23 protein-coding genes are annotated in these 22,081 nt (G+C 70.0%); 13 read left to right on the forward strand and 10 right to left on the reverse strand.

The genetic code is table 11. From position 1 onward, the window contains the following. The first annotated feature begins 132 nt into the window (after positions 1–132). From ACT54X_RS17195 to ACT54X_RS17205, 3 genes are read left to right on the forward strand one after another with little or no spacing between them, the layout of a single operon-like run. Positions 133–906: an ABC transporter ATP-binding protein gene (locus tag ACT54X_RS17195; protein WP_476347614.1), complete on the forward strand. Its 774-nt coding sequence runs from the start codon at positions 133–135 to the stop codon at positions 904–906. Further along, positions 906–1,691, forward strand: a complete 786-nt coding sequence (locus tag ACT54X_RS17200) for an ABC transporter permease (protein WP_476347615.1) — start codon at positions 906–908, stop codon at positions 1,689–1,691. Before ACT54X_RS17195 ends, ACT54X_RS17200 begins: the two co-directional genes overlap by 1 nt. Before the next feature lie 58 nt (positions 1,692–1,749). Next, positions 1,750–2,847, forward strand: a complete 1,098-nt coding sequence (locus ACT54X_RS17205) for an ABC transporter substrate-binding protein (protein WP_476347616.1) — start codon at positions 1,750–1,752, stop codon at positions 2,845–2,847. A gap of 117 nt (positions 2,848–2,964) precedes the next feature. Here ACT54X_RS17205 and ACT54X_RS17210 read toward each other — a convergent pair whose 3' ends face one another. The 4 genes from ACT54X_RS17210 to ACT54X_RS17225 form a co-directional block, all read right to left on the reverse strand. Further along, positions 2,965–3,489: a 2'-5' RNA ligase family protein gene (locus ACT54X_RS17210; RefSeq protein ID WP_476347617.1), complete on the reverse strand. Its 525-nt coding sequence runs from the start codon at positions 3,487–3,489 to the stop codon at positions 2,965–2,967. An 83-nt stretch (positions 3,490–3,572) separates the two neighbouring features. Further along, the gene (locus ACT54X_RS17215; RefSeq protein WP_476347649.1) at positions 3,573–5,261 is read right to left on the reverse strand and encodes an ABC transporter ATP-binding protein/permease; all 1,689 of its coding nucleotides are present in this window, start codon (positions 5,259–5,261) and stop codon (positions 3,573–3,575) included. 209 nt (positions 5,262–5,470) lie between these two features. After that, complete coding sequence (locus ACT54X_RS17220; RefSeq protein WP_234195719.1) at positions 5,471–5,671, reverse strand: DUF3606 domain-containing protein; 201 nt, start codon at positions 5,669–5,671, stop codon at positions 5,471–5,473. 144 nt (positions 5,672–5,815) lie between these two features. Further along, entirely contained in the window at positions 5,816–6,268 is a 453-nt protein-coding gene (locus tag ACT54X_RS17225; RefSeq protein WP_294376242.1) for a DUF4174 domain-containing protein, read from the reverse strand. A 264-nt stretch (positions 6,269–6,532) separates the two neighbouring features. On the opposite strand from ACT54X_RS17225, the gene ACT54X_RS17230 reads away from it, so the two are divergent. Further along, entirely contained in the window at positions 6,533–7,669 is a 1,137-nt protein-coding gene (locus tag ACT54X_RS17230) for a CaiB/BaiF CoA transferase family protein (RefSeq protein WP_476347618.1), read from the forward strand. Positions 7,670–7,738: 69 nt separating this feature from the next. On the opposite strand, the gene ACT54X_RS17235 is transcribed toward ACT54X_RS17230, so the two are convergent. From ACT54X_RS17235 to ACT54X_RS17255, 5 genes are read right to left on the reverse strand one after another with little or no spacing between them, the layout of a single operon-like run. After that, on the reverse strand, positions 7,739–8,710 hold the full coding sequence (locus tag ACT54X_RS17235; protein WP_476347619.1) for an NAD(P)H-dependent flavin oxidoreductase: 972 nt from the start codon (positions 8,708–8,710) through the stop codon (positions 7,739–7,741). Positions 8,711–8,724: 14 nt separating this feature from the next. Continuing rightward, on the reverse strand, positions 8,725–9,597 hold the full coding sequence (locus tag ACT54X_RS17240; protein ID WP_476347620.1) for a MaoC/PaaZ C-terminal domain-containing protein: 873 nt from the start codon (positions 9,595–9,597) through the stop codon (positions 8,725–8,727). Positions 9,598–9,612: 15 nt separating this feature from the next. Next, positions 9,613–10,428 (reverse strand): enoyl-CoA hydratase/isomerase family protein, encoded by an 816-nt coding sequence (locus tag ACT54X_RS17245; RefSeq protein ID WP_476347621.1) that lies wholly within the window; start codon positions 10,426–10,428, stop codon positions 9,613–9,615. Next, positions 10,425–11,489 (reverse strand): DUF7064 domain-containing protein, encoded by a 1,065-nt coding sequence (locus ACT54X_RS17250; RefSeq protein WP_476347622.1) that lies wholly within the window; start codon positions 11,487–11,489, stop codon positions 10,425–10,427. The genes ACT54X_RS17245 and ACT54X_RS17250 overlap by 4 nt, the downstream gene beginning before the upstream one ends. A gap of 25 nt (positions 11,490–11,514) precedes the next feature. Continuing rightward, positions 11,515–12,288, reverse strand: a complete 774-nt coding sequence (locus tag ACT54X_RS17255) for an SDR family NAD(P)-dependent oxidoreductase (RefSeq protein WP_294376227.1) — start codon at positions 12,286–12,288, stop codon at positions 11,515–11,517. Positions 12,289–12,461: 173 nt separating this feature from the next. Here ACT54X_RS17255 and ACT54X_RS17260 point away from each other — a divergent pair, with 173 nt between their 5' ends. The 9 genes from ACT54X_RS17260 to ACT54X_RS17300 all read left to right on the forward strand — a co-directional run bounded on the left by ACT54X_RS17260 (position 12,462) and on the right by ACT54X_RS17300 (position 21,041). Then, entirely contained in the window at positions 12,462–13,637 is a 1,176-nt protein-coding gene (locus tag ACT54X_RS17260; protein WP_476347623.1) for a thiolase domain-containing protein, read from the forward strand. Positions 13,638–13,641: 4 nt separating this feature from the next. After that, positions 13,642–14,040: a Zn-ribbon domain-containing OB-fold protein gene (locus ACT54X_RS17265; protein WP_294376222.1), complete on the forward strand. Its 399-nt coding sequence runs from the start codon at positions 13,642–13,644 to the stop codon at positions 14,038–14,040. Positions 14,041–14,053: 13 nt separating this feature from the next. Next, entirely contained in the window at positions 14,054–14,848 is a 795-nt protein-coding gene (locus ACT54X_RS17270) for an enoyl-CoA hydratase/isomerase family protein (RefSeq protein WP_476347624.1), read from the forward strand. 79 nt (positions 14,849–14,927) lie between these two features. After that, a complete protein-coding gene (locus ACT54X_RS17275) occupies positions 14,928–15,755 on the forward strand; it encodes a FadR/GntR family transcriptional regulator (RefSeq protein WP_294376217.1) in 828 nt (275 codons plus the stop codon). Positions 15,756–15,775: 20 nt separating this feature from the next. Next, complete coding sequence (locus ACT54X_RS17280) at positions 15,776–16,597, forward strand: FadR/GntR family transcriptional regulator (protein ID WP_476347625.1); 822 nt, start codon at positions 15,776–15,778, stop codon at positions 16,595–16,597. A gap of 147 nt (positions 16,598–16,744) precedes the next feature. Beyond that, positions 16,745–17,251, forward strand: coding sequence for a MaoC/PaaZ C-terminal domain-containing protein (locus ACT54X_RS17285; protein WP_294376214.1), 507 nt, complete (start codon positions 16,745–16,747; stop codon positions 17,249–17,251). 141 nt (positions 17,252–17,392) lie between these two features. After that, positions 17,393–18,367 carry a Bug family tripartite tricarboxylate transporter substrate binding protein gene (locus tag ACT54X_RS17290; protein ID WP_294376211.1) on the forward strand — a complete coding sequence of 325 codons (975 nt, stop codon included), beginning with the start codon at positions 17,393–17,395 and terminating at the stop codon, positions 18,365–18,367. Next, positions 18,364–20,154 (forward strand): FAD-dependent oxidoreductase, encoded by a 1,791-nt coding sequence (locus ACT54X_RS17295; RefSeq protein WP_294376209.1) that lies wholly within the window; start codon positions 18,364–18,366, stop codon positions 20,152–20,154. Before ACT54X_RS17290 ends, ACT54X_RS17295 begins: the two co-directional genes overlap by 4 nt. Continuing rightward, positions 20,154–21,041 (forward strand): crotonase/enoyl-CoA hydratase family protein, encoded by an 888-nt coding sequence (locus ACT54X_RS17300; RefSeq protein ID WP_294376208.1) that lies wholly within the window; start codon positions 20,154–20,156, stop codon positions 21,039–21,041. The genes ACT54X_RS17295 and ACT54X_RS17300 overlap by 1 nt, the downstream gene beginning before the upstream one ends. 69 nt (positions 21,042–21,110) lie before the next feature. Here the strand turns inward: ACT54X_RS17300 and ACT54X_RS17305 are convergent, their stop codons facing one another. Further along, on the reverse strand, positions 21,111–22,076 hold the full coding sequence (locus ACT54X_RS17305; RefSeq protein WP_294376206.1) for a Bug family tripartite tricarboxylate transporter substrate binding protein: 966 nt from the start codon (positions 22,074–22,076) through the stop codon (positions 21,111–21,113). Positions 22,077–22,081 lie beyond the last annotated feature (5 nt).

Below are 22,081 nucleotides of genomic sequence, written 5' to 3' on the forward strand. Positions count from 1 at the left end.
TGCGCATCGGACACAAATCGTTTGACAGGGTAGACGAGGTGCGGCACGATTCCCTGCAAATGCAACCGGTTGCAGTCACCAAGGAATGAACGTGACCCTTTCGACGCGCATCAGCCGCAGGGCGGGCCTGCCATGAACCGCCCCGCCATCGAGATCCGGGCGCTCACCAAGCGCTACACCAACGGGGGCGAGGCGCTGGTCGCCCTGCAATCCTTCGACGTGAGGGTCGAGGAAGGCGCCTTCGTCGCGGTGGTGGGGCCCTCGGGCTGCGGCAAGTCCACCCTGCTCAAGACGCTGGGCGGCCTGCAGCCCTACTCCGAGGGCAGCGTGGCCATCCGCGGCGAGCCCGTGCGCGGGCCGCGCAAGGACATCGGCATCGTCTTCCAGTCGCCGGTGCTCTTTCCCTGGCGCACGGTGCTGCAGAACGTGCTGCTGCCGGCACAGATCCTGCGACTCGATCCCGCCCGGCATGCCGCCGTGGCGCGCGAGTTGCTGGCGCTGGTCGGCCTGGCCGATTTCGAGTCCCGCTATCCGTGGGAGCTGTCGGGCGGCATGCAACAGCGCGCGGCCCTGGCCCGTGCGCTGGTCAACGACCCCACGCTGCTGCTCATGGACGAACCCTTCGGTGCCCTGGACGCCATGACGCGCGAGCACATGAATGTCGAGCTGCAGCGCATCTGGCTGGAGCGGCGCAAGACGGTGCTGCTCATCACCCACTCCATCGCCGAGGCGGTGTACCTGGCCGACCGCGTGCTGGTCATGTCGCCGCGCCCGGGCCGGCTCATCGACGACATCCGCATCGACCTGCCCCGGCCGCGGGGCCTGGAGGTGATGGCCTCGCCGGAATTCGGGGCCCATGTGGCGCACATCCGTGCGCTGTTCAACCTGCGCGGAGGCGTGGACTGATGATGACCCGACGACAACTGGCCATGGTGATCGCGCTGTTCCTGTGCACGCTCCTGCTGTGGGAGGCGGTGTGCCGCCTGGGCGCGGTGCCCAACTACGTGCTGCCCTCGCCCAGCGAGGTGTTCGCCGCGCTGGTGCGCGGCCTGGCCTCGGGCATGTACCTGCGCCACGGCGCCGTCACGCTGCTGGAGACGCTGCTGGGCTTCGTCATCGGCACCGGCCTGGGCCTGCTGCTGGGCACGCTGATCGCCACCTACCGCTCCGTGGACATGCTGATGTATCCCTACATCATCATGTTCCAGTCCATGCCCAAGGTGGCGCTCGCGCCCATCTTCGCGCTGTGGCTGGGCCTGGGCATGCAGTCCAAGGTGTTCAGCGCCGCCATCATCTGCTTCTTCCCGCTCATGGTGAACACCATCGCCGGCCTGCGCTCGGCCGACGAGGACCGGGTCAGCCTCATGCTGTCGCTGGGCGCCACGCCCTGGCAGGTCTTCCGGCACCTGCGGCTGCCCGGCGCCCTGCCCTTCGTCATCGCCGGGCTGGAACTGGCCGTGGTGTTGTCGCTCATCGGCGTGATCGTGGCGGAATTCGTGGGCGCCGAAGCGGGGCTGGGCACGCTGATCCAGACCATGAGCTTCAACATGGACGTGGCGGGCCAGTTCTCGGTGCTGCTGCTGCTGTCGGTGATCGGCCTGGTGCTCAACCGCCTGATCAAGATGCTGCGCCGGCGCGTGCTGTTCTGGGACCCCTCCGAGAAGGCACGCCGGACGACGCCCAGCGTCTGACCCCGCCTTGCCCGCGCTGCATGCACCCGATCCCACTCTTGAACCGGAGCCGTCGTCCATGACCCCTGCATTCCCGATCCAGCGCCGCACACTCTTGCGTGCCGCAGCCGCCGCCACAGTGTCGGCCGGGCCCTTGCGCGCACTGGCGGCCGCGCCCTCGCGCGTGCGCTACGTGCTGGCGATCCCCACGCTGTCGGTGGTGATCTCCAACCAGACCTCCATCCCCACCGCGCTCGGCTACTACGACGAGGAAAGCGTGCGCGTGGAGCCGGTGCTCGCGGGTGCCGCCGGCATCACCGGTGCAGTGCAGCTGGTGGCCTCGGGCAATCAGGACATGGGCTCGGGCTCCTTCATTCCGGTGATGTCGCGCGCCGCCGCGGGCCAGGACCTGGGCCTCACCTTCTTCTACCAGCAGATCCGCAGCTACCCGGTGGAGGTGGCAGTCCCCACCGACCACCCGGCCCGCACCCTCGCCGACCTGCGCGGCAAGCTCATCGGCGTGCCCACGCTGGCCAACGAAGGCGTGGCGATGGTGGACTTCGCGGCGCGCGAGGCGGGCCTGGTGCCCGGCACGGACCTGCGCGTGATCGCGGTGGGAGCTGGCGCACAGGCGGGCCAGGCGCTGCGCTCGGGACAGGTGGCCGCCTATGTCGCACCCCGCTCGCAGACGCGGCAGCTCGAAAGCCTTGGCATCACCCTGCGCGCACTGCCTTCGCCGCCGCGCTTCAAGGATCTCTTCGGCGCCAGCAACTTCGTGCGGCGTGATTACATCGCCCGCAACCGGCGCACGGTGGTGGGCGTGGGCCGCGCCATCGCCAAGAGCACGATCTTCCTCATCAACAACCCCGAGGCCGCCATCCGCCTGCACTGGAAGGCCTTCCCCGAGCAGATGCCCCAGGGCGGCAACCCCGACAAGGCACTGCAGGACGCGATGCGCGTGATGAAGGCACAGATCGAGTCGCTGTCCTTCCAGGACAACGATGGCACGCACAAGTGGGGCTACTTCCGGCCCCAGTCGCTGGCTGCGTTGATCGACATCTTCGGCTGGACGAAGGTGCAGCGGCCCCAGGACTACTTCACCAACGACCTGATCGACGAGATCAACGCCTTCGACGCCGACAAGATCGCCGCGCAGGCGCGCAGCTTCCGGGTCTGAGCGCGCTGCCAGTTCCGGGATGGCCCGTTGACTGCTGCAGTCCAACGCGCAGGAGGGGCAGGGTGGCGAATCAGCGCCCGCAACAACGCCAGGACGCGAACGATGCGGGCGCCGCCTTCAGCCTGACGCGGGCCCGGTGAACGCAAACGCCGCCAACGGCTCCCACGGCCCGCCCATGTAGCACCAAAGGTCCAGGCCGGTCGCCCCGATCTTCCAGGGCACGAATTTGCGAGCAAGTTCGGCATGTAGCGCCCGGGCCTGCTCGGGACGCACCTTGTTCTGCACCGTCACGTGCAGCGGGCCGCGCCACTGCCGGTCCTGCGCGCCGAGCAAGCCCGACCAGGCCGTTGCGAGCGTCGCGCGCAACCGCAGCGCTTCCGGCGCGCTCATGGCATAAGCGACGCCCGCCCCAAGGAACTGCACGCGGTCCACATCCAGGTTGAAGGGCGTGGTGCGATTGGCGATGTCCGCCATGTCCTCCCGCACCCTCGACAATTCCGCGATGGGCAAGGCATGGAACAGGGTGACGTGCGCATCGAGCCAGTTGCGCGATGGCGGAAAGTGAGCGCTGCGAAGCGCAGTCAGCGCCGCGGCGGACGCATCGTCCATGCGCAACGTGACGATCAGAGCGGTCGGCTGCATGGGTCAGGAGTGGACCATGGGTTGGCGCGTGACAAAGCCATTGCTCCCGACCAAAGGACCCAGGTGACGCAGCCAGGCAGAAGCTACTCTGCCGAGAAGTCCTGGGCCGGCTGCATGCGCCATTCGCCACCGCCCAGCAGTTCCAGCACATGCGTGTGGTAGCGCAGCACGGCATGCCGGTGCGCAATGCTGACCATGGTCGAGCCGGTGTCGCGCAGGCGCTGGTACAGCGCCGCCTCCGTGGCCGCGTCCAGCGCACTGGTGGCCTCGTCCAGGATGACCACGCGCGGCCGGCGGGCCAGCACGCGCGCGAAGGCCATGCGCTGCTGCTCGCCCATGGAGAGCAGCTTCTCCCAGTCGTGCACCGCATCCAGGCCGCCCACGCGCTCGGCCAGGCCGCCCAGGTGCACGGCATCCAGGATGTCGAGCAGCTGCGCATCGCTGTGCTTCGACGCATCGGCCGGGTAGAGGATCTGGCTGCGCAGCGTGCCCAGTTGCATGTAGGGCCGCTGCGGCAGGAAGAACACCTGCTCGGCCGGCAGGGTGCGTACCGTGCCGCTGCCATTGCGCCACAGCCCGGCCAGGGCCCGCAGCAGCGAGCTCTTTCCGCAGCCGCTCGGGCCCGCGATCATCAGACCCTCGCCCGGGTTGAGGCGCAGAGAGAGGTCGCGGATCAGCAACCGGTTGAACTGCGGCGTGTAGAGCGTCACGTTCTCCACGCACAACTCGTCGTTGCCGCATTCGCTCTGGATCTGGCCGGCCGGCGCGCTCGCCACCGCCACGGCCGAGGGCGCGCGCGTGCTGCCCGGCATCACCACGCCGGCCAGGGTGTGCAGGCGGTCGATGCCGGCGACGAAGCGGCTCAGCCCCTCGAAGTTGTCGACGATCAGACCCACGGCACCCAGCACCGCGGCGAAGGCGCCGCCCGCCTGAACGGCGCGGCCCACCTCCAGATTGCCGGCCAGCACCTCGCCCGCCAGGATGATGCTGGGCACCACCAGCGTCAGCTGGCTGAAGGCGCGCTGGAAGAGGTTGAGCGAGCGCTGCTTCTTGATGAGCCGGCCGTAGTTGGCAAAGGCCGCCTGGAAGCGGTTGTCCAGTTCCATGCGCTCCTGTGCCTCACCACGGTAGAAAGCGATGGACTCGGCGTTCTCGCGGAAGCGCATCAGGCCGAAGCGGAAGTCCGCCTCGCGCCGCAGCTGCCAGAAGTTGAGCCGGATCAGCGGTGCCCCGAAGACATACAGCGCCACCACCGTGCCCACCGTGGCATAGATGGCCAGGAAGAGCACCAGCATCTTCGAGATGGACCACAGCACGGCGCTGAAGGCCACCAGCTGCATCAGCGAGCCGAGGAAGATCAGCGCGTAGTTGATGGAGCGGCCGGTGAAGGTGTTGATGTCCTCGCTGATGCGCTGGTCTGGGTTGTCCAGGTCCTGCCGGCTGCCCAGCTCGTAGTAGCGCCGCTGCTGCAGGTAGCCGTCGAGGAAGCGGTGTGTGAGCCAGCGGCGCCAGTGGTTGCCCAGGTAGTCGCGCAGGTAGTAGTAGCCGGCATACATGGGGGCCGCGAAGGCCAGTACCACCAGGCTCCAGCGCACGGCGCTCCAGAAGCGATCAGCATCCCGGGCGGCCAGGGCCGAGGTCATCTCGCCGGTGCGCGAGATCAGCATCACGGCCAGTTGCGTCTCGCACAGCATCACCACCAGCAGCACACCCAGCAGGCTCCAGGCCTTGACCCGCTGGTCGCCCACCCAGTACGGGCGGGCCACTTCCATGAACTGGCGCCACGCCGCCATCGACAGCGTGGGGGCGCGGTGTCGGCGCTGCTTGTTGCTGCGGTCGCGGGGCTTGGGCGAAAGGTCGACGGGTTCGGGGGGCGCGATGGCGGACATCAGGCGTCTGAAGTCAGGGAGAGGAATTGCGGCGCTCGCACGAAGGCGGCGCGGGCATGGGAGGCTTCAGACTCGGCCAGGGACGGGTGCGCTCAGCAGCAGCCCAGGTGCGCCTGCACCGCACGGCCGTTCAGGCCTGCGCGGTCGACTGCGCCGATCAGGTGCTGCTCGTCGACGCCCAGTTCCTGGGCATAGTGGCGGATCTCGGTGCGGTCGTTGACGTTGATGTCGGAGCGCTCGCTGCGGCGCAGGGCGAAGGGCTCTTCGGCAAGGTACTTTTCCATCGAATGCATGACCGGCTCCCGCACGTTCGTGGTGGTGATCGAGTGCGGCAGATGATCCGGGAGGCGGGCCCTCGCGGCCTCGCGGACGGCGGCTGATGCCGCTGAAGTCCGCCGCCTACGCGCTGCGCAGGCGGCCATGCCGCGCGGGGCGGCTCAGCGGCCCGACTGGCGCATCGGCATGCGGTCGATGGTGCGGAAGATCTCGGCCAGGTCGGCGCCGCCGTTCTGGCGCAGCTTGGCGCCGCCGTCCTTGCCCACCAGCACCAGCTGCGCGGGGGCATCGGCGCGGAGTTCGAGCGCGGCAAGCAGCGCCCGGGTCTGTCCGGGCGTCAGGGCCCGGCCGTCGCGGCTGCCAACGCCGGCCACCACCCGGTAGAGCACCATCTCGCGTTCGATGAAGGCCTCGCGCGCGGCCGTCCGGGCAAGGGTGGCCTCGACCTCGCGCAGCAGCGGGTCGTCGGCGCGCGGTGCGACGACCACCAGCGGCCGGGTCTTCCAGCGCTCGGCATCGAGCGGATTGACGTCGGCCGCCACGGCGGCGCCAAGGGCGGCGAGGCCGGAAAGGGCGAAAGTGGCGGTGCTGGCAGTTCGCTGAATCGGGTTCATGCGCCCAATCGTCGGTACACGGCCAGTCCGGCCGTGCCCGTCTCCATGCTGCGTCGGGGTCGGCCGCGACCGCGGTAGCCGGATCCGGCACGGCAATGGCAGCCGTCGTTTGCAGCCACTGCGGCTGTGGCACGCGCCGCGTCGACAAGTCGGCGCCCGGCGTGCTAGATTCTATTGGTACAACCATTCACCATCATATTCACTGCCCTGGAAGAACGCCATGCTTGTCCACACACCCATCCGCGCCCTCGGAGCGCCACGCTGATGGCCGGCCCGCTCCACGGCGTACGCGTGATCGAGATCGCCTCGATCGGCCCCGGCCCGCTGGCCGCCATGCTGCTGGCCGACATGGGCGCCGAGGTGATCCGCGTCGACCGCCCCGGCCCAGCCGCCGGCGGCGGCATGGTGCCGCCGCACAAGGACATCTCGCGCCGCGGCCGGCGCTCCATCGCCCTCGACGTCAAGCAGGACGCCGCCCGAGAGGTGCTGCTGCGCCTGATCGAGGGCGCCGACGTGATGGTGGAAGGCTTTCGCCCGGGCGTCATGGAACGGCTGGGGCTGGGGCCCGACGCCTGCCTGGCGCGTAACCCGCGCCTGGTCTATGGCCGCATGACCGGCTGGGGCCAGGAAGGCCCCCTGGCCACGGCCGCAGGGCACGACATCAACTACATCGCCCTGGCCGGCGCTCTGGGCATGATCGGAACGCCCGAGGCGCCGGTGGCGCCGCTCAACCTGGTGGGCGACTACGGCGGCGGCACCATGCTGCTGGCCTTCGGTATCGCCTGCGCGCTGTTCGAGGCACGGGGAAGCGGCAAGGGCCAGGTGGTCGATGCGGCCATGGTGGACGGCGTGTCGCTGCTGATGACGCTGTTCCACAGCGTGCAGGCCGCCGGCCGCACGAAGTCACGCGGAACCGGCGTGCTGGACGGCGGCAGCCACTACTACGGCAGCTACCGCTGCGCCGATGGCGGCTGGATCTCGCTGGGGAGCATCGAGCCGCAGTTCTACGCCCTGCTGCTGGACAAGCTGGGCATCGAAGACCCTGCGGCCTGGCCGCAGCACGATGCCAGCCGCTGGCCGGCGCTGAAGGCCGAGCTGGCCCACCGCTTCGCCCAGAAGACACGCGACGAATGGTGTGCCCTGCTCGAAGGCACGGACGTGTGCTTCGCGCCGGTGCTGGCTCTGGACGAGGTGCCCGACCATCCGCACCAGAAGGCGCGCAACGCCTTCTACACGCAGGACGGCCTGACGCAACCGGCGCCGGCGCCACGCTTCAGCCGTTCCGCGCCCGAACGGCCCCGCGCTCCGGTGGCTGCTGGCACGGACACCGAGGCGATCCTGCGCGAACTCGGCTACCGCGACGCAGACATCATCGCCCTGCGCGGCGCGGGCGTGGGCTGAACGGGCGCGCCGCTTGCCTCGGCTGGATCAAACAGCAAGGACGGGCATGACGGCCTTGCTCGCGCCCCCTCAGGCCACCAATGCTGCAGCCGCCGACAGGCGCTCGCGGCACTCGCGGGCCATGCGCGCCAGCAGGTCGGCGCACGAGGGGATGTCGTCGACCAGGCCGACCACCTGGCCGGCCCACACCACGCCGTCGTCGACGGCGCCGGAATGCAGCGTGGCCCGCCCGCGGGCGCCGGCCACCAGCGGACGCAGATCGTCGAAGCTGCAGCCGCCGGGGCGGTTTTCGAGCGCCACCACCTCTTCGCTGACGGCATTGCGCAGCACCCGGGCGGTGTTGCGCAGCGTGCGGAACATGAGCCGGGTGTCCGTCTCCCGCGCGGCGAGCAGGGCCTGCTTGATGTTCGCGTGCACCGGCGCTTCCTGCGTGGCGACGAAGCGGGTGCCCATGTTGACGCCCTCGGCGCCCAGCGCCAGGGCCGCCGCCATGCCGGCGCCGGTGGCGATGCCGCCGGAGGCGATCACGGGAACGCGCAGGGCCCGCACCGCGGCCGGGATGAGCACCAGGCCGGGCACGTCGTCCTCGCCCGGATGGCCTGCGCATTCGAAGCCGTCGATGCTCACCAGGTCCACGCCGCGCTTCTCGGCCGCCAGCGCGTGGCGCACCGAGGTGCACTTGTGGATGACCGTGATGCCCGCGCCCTTGAGCCGGTCGAAGACCTCGGCCGGCACATTGCCCGCCGTCTCCACCACGCGCACGCCCCGCGCCACGATCACGTCGAAGATGCGCTCGTAGGGCGGCGGATTCATGGTGCGCAGCATGGTCACGTTGACGCCGAAGGGCCGGTCCGTCATGCCGCGGCAGCGCTCGATCTCGCGGCCCAGGGCTTCGGGCGTGGGCTGGGTCAGGGCGCTGAGCGTGCCCAGGCCGCCGGCGTTGCTGACGGCCGAGGCCATCTCGGCCGTGCCGACCCACTGCATGCCGCCCTGGATGATCGGCAGCCGGATGCCCAGGGCTGCTGTGATGCGTGTCTTCATGGAAACGCAACCGCTCATGAGCGGAGCGTGACGCGCCCGTGGCTCAACACCACCACCTCGCGCGCCGGCACGCGGGCGCGCAGGGCCAGTTCGCTGGCGCCCAGCGCCCAGAAGTCGAAGGCCAGCGTCTCGCCCGGGAACACGGGCGAGGACAGCCGCGCCCGCAGGCCCGTGAGGCGCGACGGATCGCCGCCGCAGAAGTGCTGCACGGCGGCGAGGCCGGCCATGCCCCAGGTGGCCAGGCCGTGCAGGATGGGCCGCGGAAAGCCCGAGCGCGTGGCCACGGCCGGGTCGATGTGCAGCGGATTCAGGTCGCCGGAAAGGCGGTAGAGCGCTGCCGCATCGGCCCGCGTCGCCACCGTCACGCTGAGGTCGGGCGCCGTGTCGGGCACGGCGGCCGGGGCCGGGGTCGGCGCGTCGCTGGCCGCGCCGGGCGCAAAGCCTCCGTTGCCGCGCAGGAACAGCACTTGCTCGCAGGTGGCCAGCCGCTGGCCGGTGGCCTCGTCGGTCAGCACCTTCTCGACATGCATTACGGCGCCTTTGCCCTCCCCCTTGTCGACGAGGCGGGTGACGCGGCTGCGGCCGATGAGCGCCGCCGCCGGCGGGAGCGGCGCATGCAGCGTGACGGCCTGCTCGCCGTGCACCAGCTTCAGGAAGTCGATGCCCAGTTCGACACGCTCGCGCATCCATGAACCGGGCGAAGCCAGCACGGCCGCCATGGTGGGCAGCGCCGCCAGTTCCTTCTCGTAGATGAATCGCAGCTGCTGCGGATCGAGCGGATCGGCACCCGCGCCCAGGCCGAGGGCGTAGAGGATGCAGTCCTTGGCGGTGTAGTGCTGGCGCACGTCGCCGGAATTCCAGGCACGGGTCTTGTCGGAATCGATCATGGGAAAAGCGCCGGTTCAGGCGTCGTTGGCGGAAGGGGAAGCCGGCCACTGGAACTGGGCCGGCTCCTTGTGGGCAAAGCGGCGCGCGGCCTCGGCCACGTAGTCGCTCGCGGCGACGACGGGGTTGGACAGCACCTCGAGGTCGAGCATGGCGCCGAGCCCGCTCTGCAGCGAGGCCTGCAAGGCCCGCTTGCTCAGCCGCAAGGCCACCGGCGAGGCGCCGCCGAAGCTCTGCGCGATGGCCAGAGCGCGCGGCAGCAGCGCCGCAGGCGCGAGCACCTCCAGCGCCAGGCCCATCTGCCGCGCCTCGTCGGCGCCGAACTCGCGGGCGGAGAAGATCAGCTCCTTGGCCCTTTGCAGGCCGACCACGCGCGGCAGCGTGTACCAGGCGCCCAGGTCCGGCACCAGGCCCACGCGGTGGAAGGCCATGGCCAGCCGCGCACGGCGGCTGAGCACCACGATGTCGGCCGTGAGGGCCAGGCTCAGCCCCGCGCCGAAGGCCACGCCATCGACCGCGGCGACGAGCGGCTTGTCCAGGCCGAGCAGGGTTTCGGTCAGCGTCCGGTAGCGCTGCATGCCGGCCAGCCGCTGCTCGGCCGTGCGCGGGCTGGCATCGGCCATGACCTTGAGGTCGCCACCGGCGCAGAAGTCGCCGCCCGCCCCGGCCAGCACCACGGCGCGCACCGCGTCGTCCTGCTGCGCCTCCCGCAGCGCGGCGGTGAGTGCGTCGGCCAGGGCCGGGCTGAGCGCGTTGCGGCTGCCGGGACGGTCGAGGGTGAGCACGGCAACGGCGGCCTCGCGGGCCACCTGCAGACCGTCCGGGCCGCTCATCGGGCGGCCTCCGGCGTTGCCGCTGGCGCCGTGCTGCGGCGGGCCTCGGACGCGGGCACGCCGTCCTCCATCAGGTCGCAGAACTCGATCATGCCGAGCACCGTGCGGTCGCCACAGCGCCATTCGGTCAGGCTTTCGGTGATCCGGGTGTCGCTGCCGCCGCCGCGGCGCCTGTGGCGCAGCGGCACGGTGCGCAGCACCCTGCCCTGGAGTAGGTAGACACCCTGGGCGGTGGTGACCGTGGCGGTCACCGCACGCGGATACCAGGCCTCGTCGTAGTCGGTCTCGATGCGGCCGTCGATCACCGGCTCGTAGACACCGCCGCGCAGCACGTTGCCGCTGATGCGGTCCGGGCCGCCTTCGGGCCGGCCCTTGATCGACAGCAGCACGCCGAACTCGCGGTCGAAGGTGACCGGAATCCACTTGTACCAAAAGAAGCTGTGCCAATGCCGTGGGCCCCAGGACTTGTCGCGGTAGCCCGTGCCCCGCACGAAGTCGAAGCGCTGCCCGTCCACCATGATGTGGCCGGTGACGGCCATGTTCTGCTCGGTATGGCCGCGATAGACCGACAGCGCCGGATCGACGTCGATGGGCCGCCCGTCCATGGTGACGATCTCGCCGCCATGCATGGGCGAGATGCCCTCGAAGTCCAGCACGAAAGTGCCCGGCTTCTTCGGAAAGATCTTGAAGGCACGGCTCGGATCGGCCATGGCCAGGGGGTCGTCCATGACGAGCAGCTCGCCCACGTAGCTGCAGCGCAGGCGGCGGAAGGGCTCGATCACCTCGAAGCGCATGCCGCCGGCATCCATGGCGTCGTTGTTGCCGATGGCCGGCCGCCCGAACATGAAGGCCACCCGCCCGTCGGGCAGGTAGATGCAGCAGGTCATCTCGGCATGGCCTTCGTTGGGCCGGTTGCCCAGACGGAACCAGGCGCCCACGCCCGTGGCCGTCTCGAAGGCATTGAAGTACATGCTCTCGTTGTAGTTGCCTGCGGCTTCGGGCGTGTGGGTGTATTCGTCCCGGGGATCGAGGCGCAGACGCGTGTCGGGGGGCATGTACATGGGGGCTCCTGGCGGGTCGCGGCGCTCAGAGGCTGATGTGGAAACCGCCGTTGACGCCGATGTGCTGGCCGGTCATGTAGCTGCCTGCATCCGACAGCAGGAAGGCCAGCATGCGCACCGCCTCCTCGGCGGTGGACCAGCGGCCCAGGGGAATCTGCGCCAGCATGCCGTCCTTGAACTTCTCGCCGCGCACCACTTCGGTCATGGGCGTTTCCACCACGCCGAAGCAGATGGAGTTGGTGCGGATGTTGTAGCGGCCCCATTCACGGGCGGCGGTCATCGTCATGCCCAGCAGGCCGGCCTTGGCGGCCGCGTAGTTGATCTGGCCGATGGAGCCCTTGCGCCCCGCGTCCGAAGAGATGTTGATGATCGAGCCGCCGCGGCTGTCGCCGCCCCGCGACCGCGCCACCATGTGCCGGCCCACGGCCTGCAGCCAGTAGAAGCTGCCGGTGAGGTGCACGTCGATCACGTCCTTCCATTGCTGGTCGGTCATCTTCTCGATCATGGCCGGGCGGGTGATGCCGGCGTTGTTGACCAGGCCGTGCAGCGCACCGAAGCGCTCCACCGCCTCGTCCACGGCGCGGGTGGCCAGCGCGGCGTCGGTCACGCTGCCGACCACCGTCATCACCCGGTCGGCGGGCAGCTCGGCCAGGGCGGAGCGCAGGCCGTCGCCGTTCATGTCCACCGCCACCACGCGGCCATCGAGCTGAACGATCAGCTCGGTCAGCGCCTTGCCGATGCCCTGGCCGGCGCCGGTGACGACGACCGTGCGGTCCTGCAGAGTGACAAGAGGATTCATGGGTCGTTGCTCCATTTGTTTGGTTGAACCAATATTAGATGTTGGCCGATTCGGACGTCAACGGTCGACCCGGTGGCCTGCCCGCGCATCTGTCGCGTCCGTGTCTCGATCACTTATGGTTGAACCAATATTATGGTGGCGACCATCTTTCAAGGTTCACAGGAGAAACGCCGATGACCATCAAGGGCAAGGCCTGCATCGCAGGGGCCTTCGAGCATCCGACGCGCAAGGCGCCGGACAAGACCGTGGCCCAGCTGCATGCCGAATGCGCGCGCGGCGCCCTGGCCGATGCCGGCCTCACGCTGCAGGACGTGGACGGCTACTTCTGTGCCGGCGACGCGCCCGGCCTCGGCGCCAACAGCATGGCCGACTACCTGGGCCTGACCCGCCTGCGCCACGTCGACACCACGGACACCGGCGGCTCGGCCTACCTCATCCACGTGTCGCATGCCGCCCAGGCCATCGCCGCGGGCAAGTGCGACGTGGCGCTGATCACCCTGGCTGGGCGGCCGCGTACCGAAGGCGGCAGCGGTGTCGGCGTCGGTGCCCGCCTGGTGACGGCCGCCACGCCCGACGCGGCGTGGGAGATGCCGTATTCGCCGGTCACGGTCAACATGTACGCCCTGGCCGCCGCGCGCCACATGCACGAGTACGGCACCACCTCCGAACAGCTCGCCTGGATCAAGGTGGCCGCCTCGCAGCATGCCCAGCACAACCCGCATGCGATGCTGCGGGAGACCGTGACGGTCGAGGAGGTGCTGGCCTCGCCGTTGATCTCCGACCCGCTGCACAAGCTCGACTGCTGTGTGGTGAGCGACGGCGGCGGCGCCCTGGTGGTGGTGCGGCCCGAGATCGCACGCCGGCTCAAGCGGCCCGTGGTGCGGGTGCTGGGTGCCGGCGAAACCATCAAGGGCCAGCTCGGCGGCGCGGTGGACCTGACCTGGTCGGGCGCCGCCGTGTCCGGCCCGGCCGCCTTTGCGGAGGCCGGCGTGAAGCCGGCCGACATCCAGTACGCCTCGATCTACGACAGCTTCACCATCACGGTGCTGATGCAGCTGGAAGACCTCGGCTTCTGCCCCAAGGGCCAGGGCGGCCGCTTCGTGGCCGACGGCAATCTGATCTCCGGCGTGGGCAGGCTGCCCTTCAACACCGACGGTGGCGGCCTGTGCAACAACCACCCGGCCAACCGGGGCGGCATCACCAAGGTGATCGAGGCGGTGCGCCAGCTGCGCGGCGAGGCCCATCCCAAGGTGCAGGTGCCCGACTGCCGGCTGGCGCTGGCGCAGGGCACGGGCGGCCTGCTCGGCTCGCGCCACGGCAGCGCAACGCTCATCATGGAAAGGGAATGACATCATGGCGACGCCCTACACCGAACGCCCCCTCACCACGCTGCCGCACGATGCCGCCACCGAGCGCTTCTGGGCCGCCACCGCCGACCACCTGCTGCTGACGCGCCAGTGCACGAGCTGCCACAAGCCGCACTGGTATCCGCGGCCGGTCTGCCCCTTCTGCCAGGGCGACACGGAGTGGCGCAGCCTGTCGGGCCGGGGCACGATCTACAGCGTCAGCGTCACGCGCCGCGCAGGCCCCATTCCCTATGCCATCGCCTACGTGGCGCTGGACGAGGGCATCACCATGCTCACCAACATCGTGGACTGCGACCTCGACGCGCTGCACATCGGCCAGCGCGTTCAGGTGTGCTTCAAGCCTGCCGAGGACGGGACGCTGGTGCCCATGTTCACACCGGCCTGAAGGACGACCGCCCATGGACACCCTGCAGTTCGAGGTGCGCGAGCAGGTCGGCTGGGTCCGCCTGTCCCGCCCTGCCATCCACAACCCCTTCGACGCCCAGCTGCGCGCCGACCTGATGGCCGTGCTGGAGCAGGTGCGCGACGACCCCGGCATCCGCGTGCTGGTGCTCACCGCCACGCCCGGCACCTTCTGCGCCGGCGGCAACCTGCATGTGCTGAAGGAGCACCTGGATTCCGGGCCCGCCTACTGGCAGCAACGCATCCGCGGGGGGCTGCGTTTCATCCAGGACATGCTCAATCTGGGGCGACCGGTCATCGCGGCCGTGGATGGCCCGGCCATGGGCGCGGGCTTCGCGCTGGCGCTCACCGCCGACATCGTGCTCGCCTCCGAGCGTGCGCGCTTTTGCATGGCCTATCTGCGGCTCGGGCTGGTGCCCGACCTGGGGGCGATGTACCTGCTGCCGCGCGCGGTGGGCGTGCAGCGGGCCAAGGAGCTGATCTTCTCCACCCGGGACATCGATGCGCACGAGGCGCAGCGCCTGGGCATCGCGATGGAGGTGCATGCCAGCGAGGCGCTGGAGGCCCGTGCTGCCGCCATCGCCCGCAGCCTCACCCAGGCCGCGCCCACGGCCCTGGCCCTGACCAAGGCCGCGCTCAATGCCTCGCTCGATGCGGACCAGCAGACCCTGTTCAGCATGGAGGCGGGCAGCCAGGCCGCCGCCTTCGCCGCGCCGGAGCCGCGCGAGGCCATCGAGGCCATGCTGGCCCGGCGGCCACCGCCGTACCGCGGCTTTCCGCCAGCCGCCTGAGCGCGATCGCCCGAGCGTCGGGCCTGGGGCCCGGAGACGCCTCGTCGCTGTATTACGATTGCCCAAAGAGGTTCATCCAATGCCGACGAAGCGCATCTCCCCGTCCATCCCGCGCGCCAAGGCCGGCCCCGGCGCCACAGCCGCCCTCGCAGAACCGGCGGTCACGCCCCTGTTCCAGCCGGTGCGCACGCGTCGCACCTTCGAGGCGGTCGCCAGTCAGATCCGCGAACAGCTGGCCCGGGGCGAGTTGCGCCCCGGCGACCGGCTGCCCGCCGAAAAGGACCTGGCCGAGCAGTTCGACGTCAGCCGAAGCGCCGTGCGCGAGGCATTGCGCAGCCTGGAGTCGGCGGGTGTGGTGGAGGCCCTCACCGGCCTGAACGGCGGCTTCTTCATCCGCAACGGCAAACCCACCAGCCTCACCCAGTCCGTGCGCGACATGGTCTCGCTGCAGCAGGCGTCGATCGCTCACGTCACCGAGGCCCGCATCGAGCTGATGGCCGTGGCCATCCGCCTGGCCTGTGAACGGGCGACCGAAGAGGAGATCGACGCCATCGAGGCCGACATCGACTACCACACCGACCTGTTCCGGCAAGGCCACGGCTCGCGCAACACCCATTCGGTGATCCGCTTCTACCAACTCATCGCCGAGGCCACTCACAACGAGGTGTTCACGGCGATGGTCGATGCGCTGTCGGAAATCATCCGCGGCCTGCTGGCCCAGGTGGACCCGCGTCCGCGCAAGGACTTCATGCAGGTGCGCCGCAAGGTGCTCACGCACCTGCGCGCCCGCGATGCCTCGGCCGCGGCGGCGGCCATGACGGCCCACCTCAAGCTCATCAGCGACTACCTCGAAAGCGAAAGCAAGAAGGCAGCGACCAAACGCGTCGCGGCCCGGCGGGCCGCTTGACGCCCCAGCTCTCCAGACCCATGGCAACCAAGACATCGTCTCCCTCCGCCCTCTCCGCCGCGCCGCAGCCCGACCCCGCGGCGCCTGCCGTGCGCTTCCAGGCCGTGCGCTCGGCCCGCGCCTTCGAGGAGATCGCCGACCAGATCCGCACCGAATTGGCCGAGGGCCGGCTGAAGGTGGGCAGCCGGCTGCCGGCCGAACGGGCCCTGGCGGTGCAGTTCGGCGTGTCGCGCAACACGCTGCGCGAGGCACTGCGCTCGCTGGAACACGGCGGCCTGGTGCGGCTGCAGAAGGGCGCCAGCGGCGGTGCCTTCATCAGCGAAGGCTCGGGCCTGGCCATCACCACCAGCCTGATGGACCTGTACCACATCGGCACCATCACGCCCGCCCACCTGACCGAGGCGCGCATCTGGCTCGAATCGGTGATCGTGCGCGAGGCCTGCAGCCGCGCCACGCCCGCGGACCTGGAGGCGCTGCGCAACAACGTCGAGGCCGCCGCCCAGGCCACGAAGGACGGCGACTTCCAGCGCCGCGCCGAGATGCACCTGGACTTCCACCGCATCCTGGCGCGCATGACGGGCAACCCGCTCATGGTGCTGATGATGGACAGCCTGATGGCCGTGCTCAGCCGCTTCATCCAGACCCTGGGCGAGTACGAGAACGCCTTTGTGCTGCCCTCGCGCAAGCGCTTCCTCAAGCACATGGAGGCGCGCGACGTCGACGCCGCCGTGGCCGAGATGGAGGCCAGCCTCAAGCGCCTGCAGAAGGGCTACCTCTCGCACCTGGCGACCGATGACGCCGCGCCTGCGCCCCGCAGCCGCGCGCCGGCGAAGAAGCGCTGAGCGGCGCGGGGTCGCGCCCGCTTCCTTTCTCCTGTCTTTCCTGCCTCGCCGTTGGCGAAGGCGGACGCTCGCGGCCGCCTGCCCGGCGCGGCCGCGTTGCGTGCGTGCGTCCTCGGGACATAGAATGGCTCTACCATTGAAAAATGCATGGCCTGCAGCCGTGCGGCCACCACCATGTCCTACACCTACGAGCGCACCCCGCGCGGGATGTATTTCGAGGATTTCGAGATCGGCCAGACCATCGTGACCTCGCGGCGCACGGTCACGCTGACCGACATCGTCAACTTCGCCTGCCTGTCCGGCGACCACAACGCGCCGCACATCGACCACGAGTTCTGCAAGACCCAGTCCTATGGCGAGCCCATCGCGCACGGGCCGCTGGTGCTGGCCATCGTGGGCGGCCTGCAGTGCCTCACCGGCATCAACGACGGCACCATCATCGCCATGACGGGCCTGGACCAGTGGCGCATGCACCTGCCGGTGAAGGCTGGCGACACCATCCATGCGCTGATCACGCCGGTGGAGAAGAAGCTCACCAGCAGCGGCACGAAGGGCATCGTGACCTGCGAACGCATCGTCAAGAACCAGCGCGGCGAGACGGTGCACTCCATGGTGATCGGCAACATGTACCGCTGCCGGCCTGCGGCCGCCTGACCAACGCGCGTCCGGGCACGGGCTGCGGTCAGGAGCGTCCTCCGGTCAACCCCTAACTTGGACTTCCGGCGGCGACAGGCCACAATCCCATTGGCCCAACCATTGAATCTCGCCGAAGCGCCGACACAAGGAAGACCTTCCATGCACCGCCCCACCGCCGCCCGAATCCTCTGCCTCGCCCTCGCCGCCACGGCGCCGGCCCTTGCCGCCGCCCAGGAGGCCTATCCGAGCCGGCCCATCACCATCGTCGTGCCCTATGCGGCCGGCGGCACCAGCGATGGCCAGGTGCGCATGTTCCAGGACGCGCTGGGCAAGGAACTGGGCCAGCCCATCGTGGTGGACAACCGCCCCGGCGCCTCGGGCGCCATCGCCGCCCAGCTGGTGGCGCGCGCCCGGCCCGACGGCTACACCCTGCTCTACCCCAACAACGGCGTGCTGACCACGCCGCTGCTGAACGACAAGGCCGGCTACGACGCCTTCAAGGACTTGCGGCCCGTGACGCTGACCTCGGTGGTGCCCATGGTGCTGGTGGTCAACAAGGCGGTGCCGGCGGACGATGCCAAGTCCTTCTTCGACTGGGCGCGCAAGCAGCCCAAGGGTGTCATGTACGCCTCGGCCGGCACGGCCTCCTACGGCCACCTGTCCACGGCCCGCCTCATCCAGCTGTCGGGCATCAAGGCCGAACACATTCCCTACAAGGGCGAGGCGGCCTCCACCATGGCGGCGCGCACGGGCGAGGTGCAGATGCTGGTGACCACGCCCTCCTCCGCCATGCTGGGCCAGGTGCAGCAGGGCAACCTGAAGCTGCTGGGCGTCGGCACCCGGGAACCCTCCAGCGTGGTACCGGGCACGCCACCCCTGAACCGCGCCGTGCCCGGCTACGAGGCCCAGGCCTGGTTCGGCGTCATGGCGCCGGCAGGAACGCCCGACGCGGTGGTCGAACGGCTCAATGCCGCCTTCCGCAAGGTCATGGCCGACGACGGGCTCAAGACCCGGCTGCTGGCGACCGGCGCCGTGGCCCGCACCACCAGTCCGGCCGACTTCGCCCAGATGATGAAGACCGAGTCCGATCAGCTGCGCGACATCGTCACCCAGTTCAACATCAAGGCGGAATGAACACCCTTGCCACAGAGGCCGCCGAGCACGACCTGGTGGTCGTCGGCTCCGGCGCGGCCGGCCTCACCGCCGCCATCACCGCCCGCAAGCGCGGGCTGGATGTGGTGGTGCTCGAGAAGGAGCCCGTCTTCGGCGGCACCACGGCACTGTCGGGCGGCGTGCTGTGGATTCCCCTGACCCACCACGGCCTCCGGCAGAACCCGTCCGACACCGCCGAGCAGGTGCGTACCTTCATGCAGGCCGAGACCGGGCAGTTCTACAACGCAGCCGCCGTGGACGCCTTCATCGAGAACGGCCCGCGCATGGTGGACTTCCTGGAGCGCGAGACGGCCATGCAGTTCGTGCCCACCCTCTATCCCGACTACCACCCCACCGCGCCCGGTGGTGCCGACGTGGGCCGCTCGATCCTGGCCACGCCCTACGACATTCGCGGCCTGGGCAAGGACATGCCGCGGCTCAAGCCGCCGCTGCGCAGCATCACCTTCATGGGGATGATGTTCAACTCGTCCAACGCCGACCTGAAGCACTTCTTCCGTGCCACCAGGTCGCTCACTTCCTTCTTCTACGTGGCGCGGCGGCTGGCCAACCACCTCAAGGAGCTGCTGCTCTACCGCCGCGCCGTGCAGGTCACCAGCGGCAATGCGCTGGCGGCACGGCTGGCCCAGTCGGCGCTGGACCTGGGCATTCCCATCCTGACCGACACGCCGGCGCGACGGCTGCTGGTGGAAGGCGGCCGCGTCACCGGCGTGGTGGCCGGACCGGAAGGGGACGAGCGCACGCTGCGCGCACGGCATGGCGTGATCCTCGCCTGCGGCGGCTTTCCGCACGACGCCCGCCGCATCGCACAGGCCTATCCGCACCTGCGGCGCGGGCACCAGCACCTCTCGCCCACGCCGGCAAGCAACACGGGCGACGGCTGCGCGATGGCCGAAGACGCCGGCGGGGTGGTGCAGATCCGCTTCAAGGAGCCCGCTGCCTGGATGCCGGTCACCCATGTGGACTTCGGTGGCGGCCAGACCGGCGTGTTTCCGCACCTGCTGGACCGCTACAAGCCCGGCGTGATCGGCGTGCTGGCCAATGGCCGGCGCTTCACCAACGAATCCAACTCGTACCACGACGTCGGCGCCGCGCTGCACCGAGCGTGCGAGGGCATGCCCGAGACGGCGATGTGGCTGGTCTGCGACCAGATCGCGCTGACCAAGTACGGCCTGGGCTATGTCAAACCGGCGCCGATCCCGCATGGCGCGCTGCTGCGCAATGGCTATCTGCTGCGTGGCCGTACCCTGGAGCAACTGGCCCGGCATGCCGGCATCGATGTCGAGGGTCTGGTCCGCACCGTGGCCGACTACAACCAGCACGCCGCCCGCGGCGAGGACCCGGCTTTCCATCGTGGCGGCACCAGCTTCAACCGCTACCTGGCCGACCCCGACCATGGGCCCAATCCCTGCGTGGCGCCGCTCGTCCAGGGGCCCTTCTATGCCATCAAGCTGCTGATGGGCGACCTCGGCACCTTCGACGGCCTGAGCACCGCCGTCACCGGCGAAGTGCTGCGGCCCGACGGCAGTGCGATTCCCGGCCTCTATGCCGCCGGCAACGACCGCGCCAGCGTGATGGGCGGCAACTACCCGGCGGCCGGCATCACGCACGGGCCCAACATGGCCTTCGCCTTTCTCACGGCCAACCACATTGCGGACCAAGCCCTGAAGCCCACGCAGGCCGCGGCGACGATTCAAGGCGGGCAGCCGGTGCCGGACATTCCGGTGGTCCGACCGGCGCAGGTGGCCTGATGGGCAAGTGGCGAACCGAGGCACGCTTCGTCGGCATGGCGGTCGACGCCGGGGTCGCGCGCCTCACCCTCGACCATCCGGCACGCCGCAACGCCCTGTCGTGGGACATGCTGGTCGAGCTGCGTGCCGCGCTGCTGGAGGCCGACGACCTCCGGGCCGTCCGCGTCATCGTGCTCGAAGGCGCGGGGCCCGACTTCTGCGCCGGCTACGACATGCAGTCGGCCTACGCGCGCTATGCCAGCGAATCCGCCGGCGAGGCCGGCGCGGACCTCTACCGCAGCGGCAGCGGCTCCTTCGACGACGATGCCTGGAAGCTCGAGCGCTTCCAGGAACTGCTGCGCACGCCCTTCACGCTGCACAAGCCCGTGATCGCCAAGGTGCATGGCCATTGCGTGGCCGGTGGCACCGACCTGGCGCTGTACTGCGACATGGTGATCGCGGCGGACGACGCCCGCATCGGCTTCCCGGCCACGCGCGCCATGGGCTCGCCGCCCAACCACATGTGGTTCTACAACGTGGGACCGCAATGGGCCAAGCGGCTGCTGCTGAGCGGCGATGTGGTCAGCGGCGCCGATGCGGCGCGCATCGGCCTGGCGGTGGCCAGCGCGCCCGCCGAGGCGCTGGAAGAAGAGGTGATGACGCTTGCGCGCCGCCTCGCCACCATCGATGCGGAGCTGCTCGCCACCAACAAGCGCATCGTCAACATCGCGCTGGAACTCGCGGGCGCCGGCACCATCGCCCGCCTGGCCGCGGAGATGGACAGCCGCGCCCACCTGAGCCGGGCCAAGCGAGACTTCGATGCCGACGTTGTGGCGATGGGCTTCAAGGCCGCCGCGCGCCGGCGGGACGAACCCTTCGGCGACGGCACGGTGCGGCCCAGCTGGTGAGGTCTGCGGTGCCCGCAGGCGCCAGGGCCCCAGGCCCCGAAGGCCTCGGGCCCTGCGCATCCCCTCGTCTCAGAGCTTCACGCGCCCCGAGCGCACCAGCTTCTCCGAACTCGCCAGCTGCGCCTTGAAGAAGGCGTGCGTGCGATCCGGCGCCCAGCCGACCGAGTCGAAGCCCAGCTCGGCAATCTTGGCCTTGACGTCGGGCAGCAGCACGATCTCGTTGACCTCTTTCGTGAGCAGGTCCACCACGGCCTTGGGCGTGCCGGCGGGTGCCATCAGCGCCGCCCAGCCCGGCATGTCCACGCCGGGATAGCCGAGTTCGGCAAAGGTGGGCACGTCGGGATAGCTGGGCGAGCGCTCGGCCGAGGCCACGGCCAGCGTGCGGATGCGCCCCGGGTAGCGCTTGGTGCCGCCGATGGAGGCGCACACGGCCTGCACCTGGCCGCCGATCACGTCCTGAAGCGCAGGCGCCTCGCCCTTGTAGGGCACATGGATGGTCTCGATGCCGGCCGCCACGTTGAACAGCTCGCCGACGAAGTGCCCGCCCGAGCCCTGCCCGTAGGAGGCATAGGCGAGCTGCCCCGGCCGGGTCTTGGCCAGCGCCACATACTGCCGCAGCGTGGAGGCCGCGAGGTTCTCGCTGATGCCCAGGGCGATGGGCGTGAGCGCGAGCATGCCCACGGTGCTGAAGTCCTCCTGCCGGTAACCCGGCTTGGACATCAGCAACAAGTTGCTGAGAAAGGCGCTGTAGGCCAGCAGCAGCGTGTAGCCGTCGGGGGCGGCCCGGGCCACGGTCTGTGCCGCGATGGCACCGGTGGCGCCGGGCTTGGACTCCACGATCACCGGCTGCCCCAGCCGCTCGGTGAGCTTCTGGCCCACCAGCCGCATCATGATGTCGTGGCCGCCCCCCGGGGGCGTCGGAATGACGAAGCGGATGACGTTGTTGGGATAGCCCTGCGCCTGGGCCGCCGTGGTGGCGGCGCCGCCCAGGGTGGCCAGGCCGGCCGCCAGCACCTGTCGCCGGGAGAATTCCATGGTGT

The organism is Pseudacidovorax sp. DMC4 (assembly GCF_056314265.1).

Excerpts from the sequence above, each read along its gene's own strand:
- ACT54X_RS17275 (WP_294376217.1), top strand. The coding sequence starts at position 14,928 with ATGCCGACGAAGCGCATCTCCCCGTCCATCCCGCGCGCCAAGGCCGGC.
- ACT54X_RS17230 (WP_476347618.1), top strand. The coding sequence starts at position 6,533 with ATGGCCGGCCCGCTCCACGGCGTACGCGTGATCGAGATCGCCTCGATC.
- ACT54X_RS17300 (WP_294376208.1), top strand. The coding sequence starts at position 20,154 with ATGGGCAAGTGGCGAACCGAGGCACGCTTCGTCGGCATGGCGGTCGAC.
- ACT54X_RS17200 (WP_476347615.1), top strand. The coding sequence starts at position 906 with ATGATGACCCGACGACAACTGGCCATGGTGATCGCGCTGTTCCTGTGC.
- ACT54X_RS17215 (WP_476347649.1), bottom strand. The coding sequence starts at position 5,261 with ATGGAAGTGGCCCGCCCGTACTGGGTGGGCGACCAGCGGGTCAAGGCC.
- ACT54X_RS17290 (WP_294376211.1), top strand. The coding sequence starts at position 17,393 with ATGCACCGCCCCACCGCCGCCCGAATCCTCTGCCTCGCCCTCGCCGCC.
- ACT54X_RS17225 (WP_294376242.1), bottom strand. The coding sequence starts at position 6,268 with ATGAACCCGATTCAGCGAACTGCCAGCACCGCCACTTTCGCCCTTTCC.
- ACT54X_RS17195 (WP_476347614.1), top strand. The coding sequence starts at position 133 with ATGAACCGCCCCGCCATCGAGATCCGGGCGCTCACCAAGCGCTACACC.
- ACT54X_RS17205 (WP_476347616.1), top strand. The coding sequence starts at position 1,750 with ATGACCCCTGCATTCCCGATCCAGCGCCGCACACTCTTGCGTGCCGCA.
- ACT54X_RS17235 (WP_476347619.1), bottom strand. The coding sequence starts at position 8,710 with ATGAAGACACGCATCACAGCAGCCCTGGGCATCCGGCTGCCGATCATC.
- ACT54X_RS17240 (WP_476347620.1), bottom strand. The coding sequence starts at position 9,597 with ATGATCGATTCCGACAAGACCCGTGCCTGGAATTCCGGCGACGTGCGC.
- ACT54X_RS17260 (WP_476347623.1), top strand. The coding sequence starts at position 12,462 with ATGACCATCAAGGGCAAGGCCTGCATCGCAGGGGCCTTCGAGCATCCG.
- ACT54X_RS17220 (WP_234195719.1), bottom strand. The coding sequence starts at position 5,671 with ATGCATTCGATGGAAAAGTACCTTGCCGAAGAGCCCTTCGCCCTGCGC.
- ACT54X_RS17305 (WP_294376206.1), bottom strand. The coding sequence starts at position 22,076 with ATGGAATTCTCCCGGCGACAGGTGCTGGCGGCCGGCCTGGCCACCCTG.
- ACT54X_RS17250 (WP_476347622.1), bottom strand. The coding sequence starts at position 11,489 with ATGTACATGCCCCCCGACACGCGTCTGCGCCTCGATCCCCGGGACGAA.
- ACT54X_RS17255 (WP_294376227.1), bottom strand. The coding sequence starts at position 12,288 with ATGAATCCTCTTGTCACTCTGCAGGACCGCACGGTCGTCGTCACCGGC.
- ACT54X_RS17245 (WP_476347621.1), bottom strand. The coding sequence starts at position 10,428 with ATGAGCGGCCCGGACGGTCTGCAGGTGGCCCGCGAGGCCGCCGTTGCC.
- ACT54X_RS17285 (WP_294376214.1), top strand. The coding sequence starts at position 16,745 with ATGGCCTGCAGCCGTGCGGCCACCACCATGTCCTACACCTACGAGCGC.
- ACT54X_RS17280 (WP_476347625.1), top strand. The coding sequence starts at position 15,776 with ATGGCAACCAAGACATCGTCTCCCTCCGCCCTCTCCGCCGCGCCGCAG.
- ACT54X_RS17270 (WP_476347624.1), top strand. The coding sequence starts at position 14,054 with ATGGACACCCTGCAGTTCGAGGTGCGCGAGCAGGTCGGCTGGGTCCGC.
- ACT54X_RS17295 (WP_294376209.1), top strand. The coding sequence starts at position 18,364 with ATGAACACCCTTGCCACAGAGGCCGCCGAGCACGACCTGGTGGTCGTC.
- ACT54X_RS17210 (WP_476347617.1), bottom strand. The coding sequence starts at position 3,489 with ATGCAGCCGACCGCTCTGATCGTCACGTTGCGCATGGACGATGCGTCC.
- ACT54X_RS17265 (WP_294376222.1), top strand. The coding sequence starts at position 13,642 with ATGGCGACGCCCTACACCGAACGCCCCCTCACCACGCTGCCGCACGAT.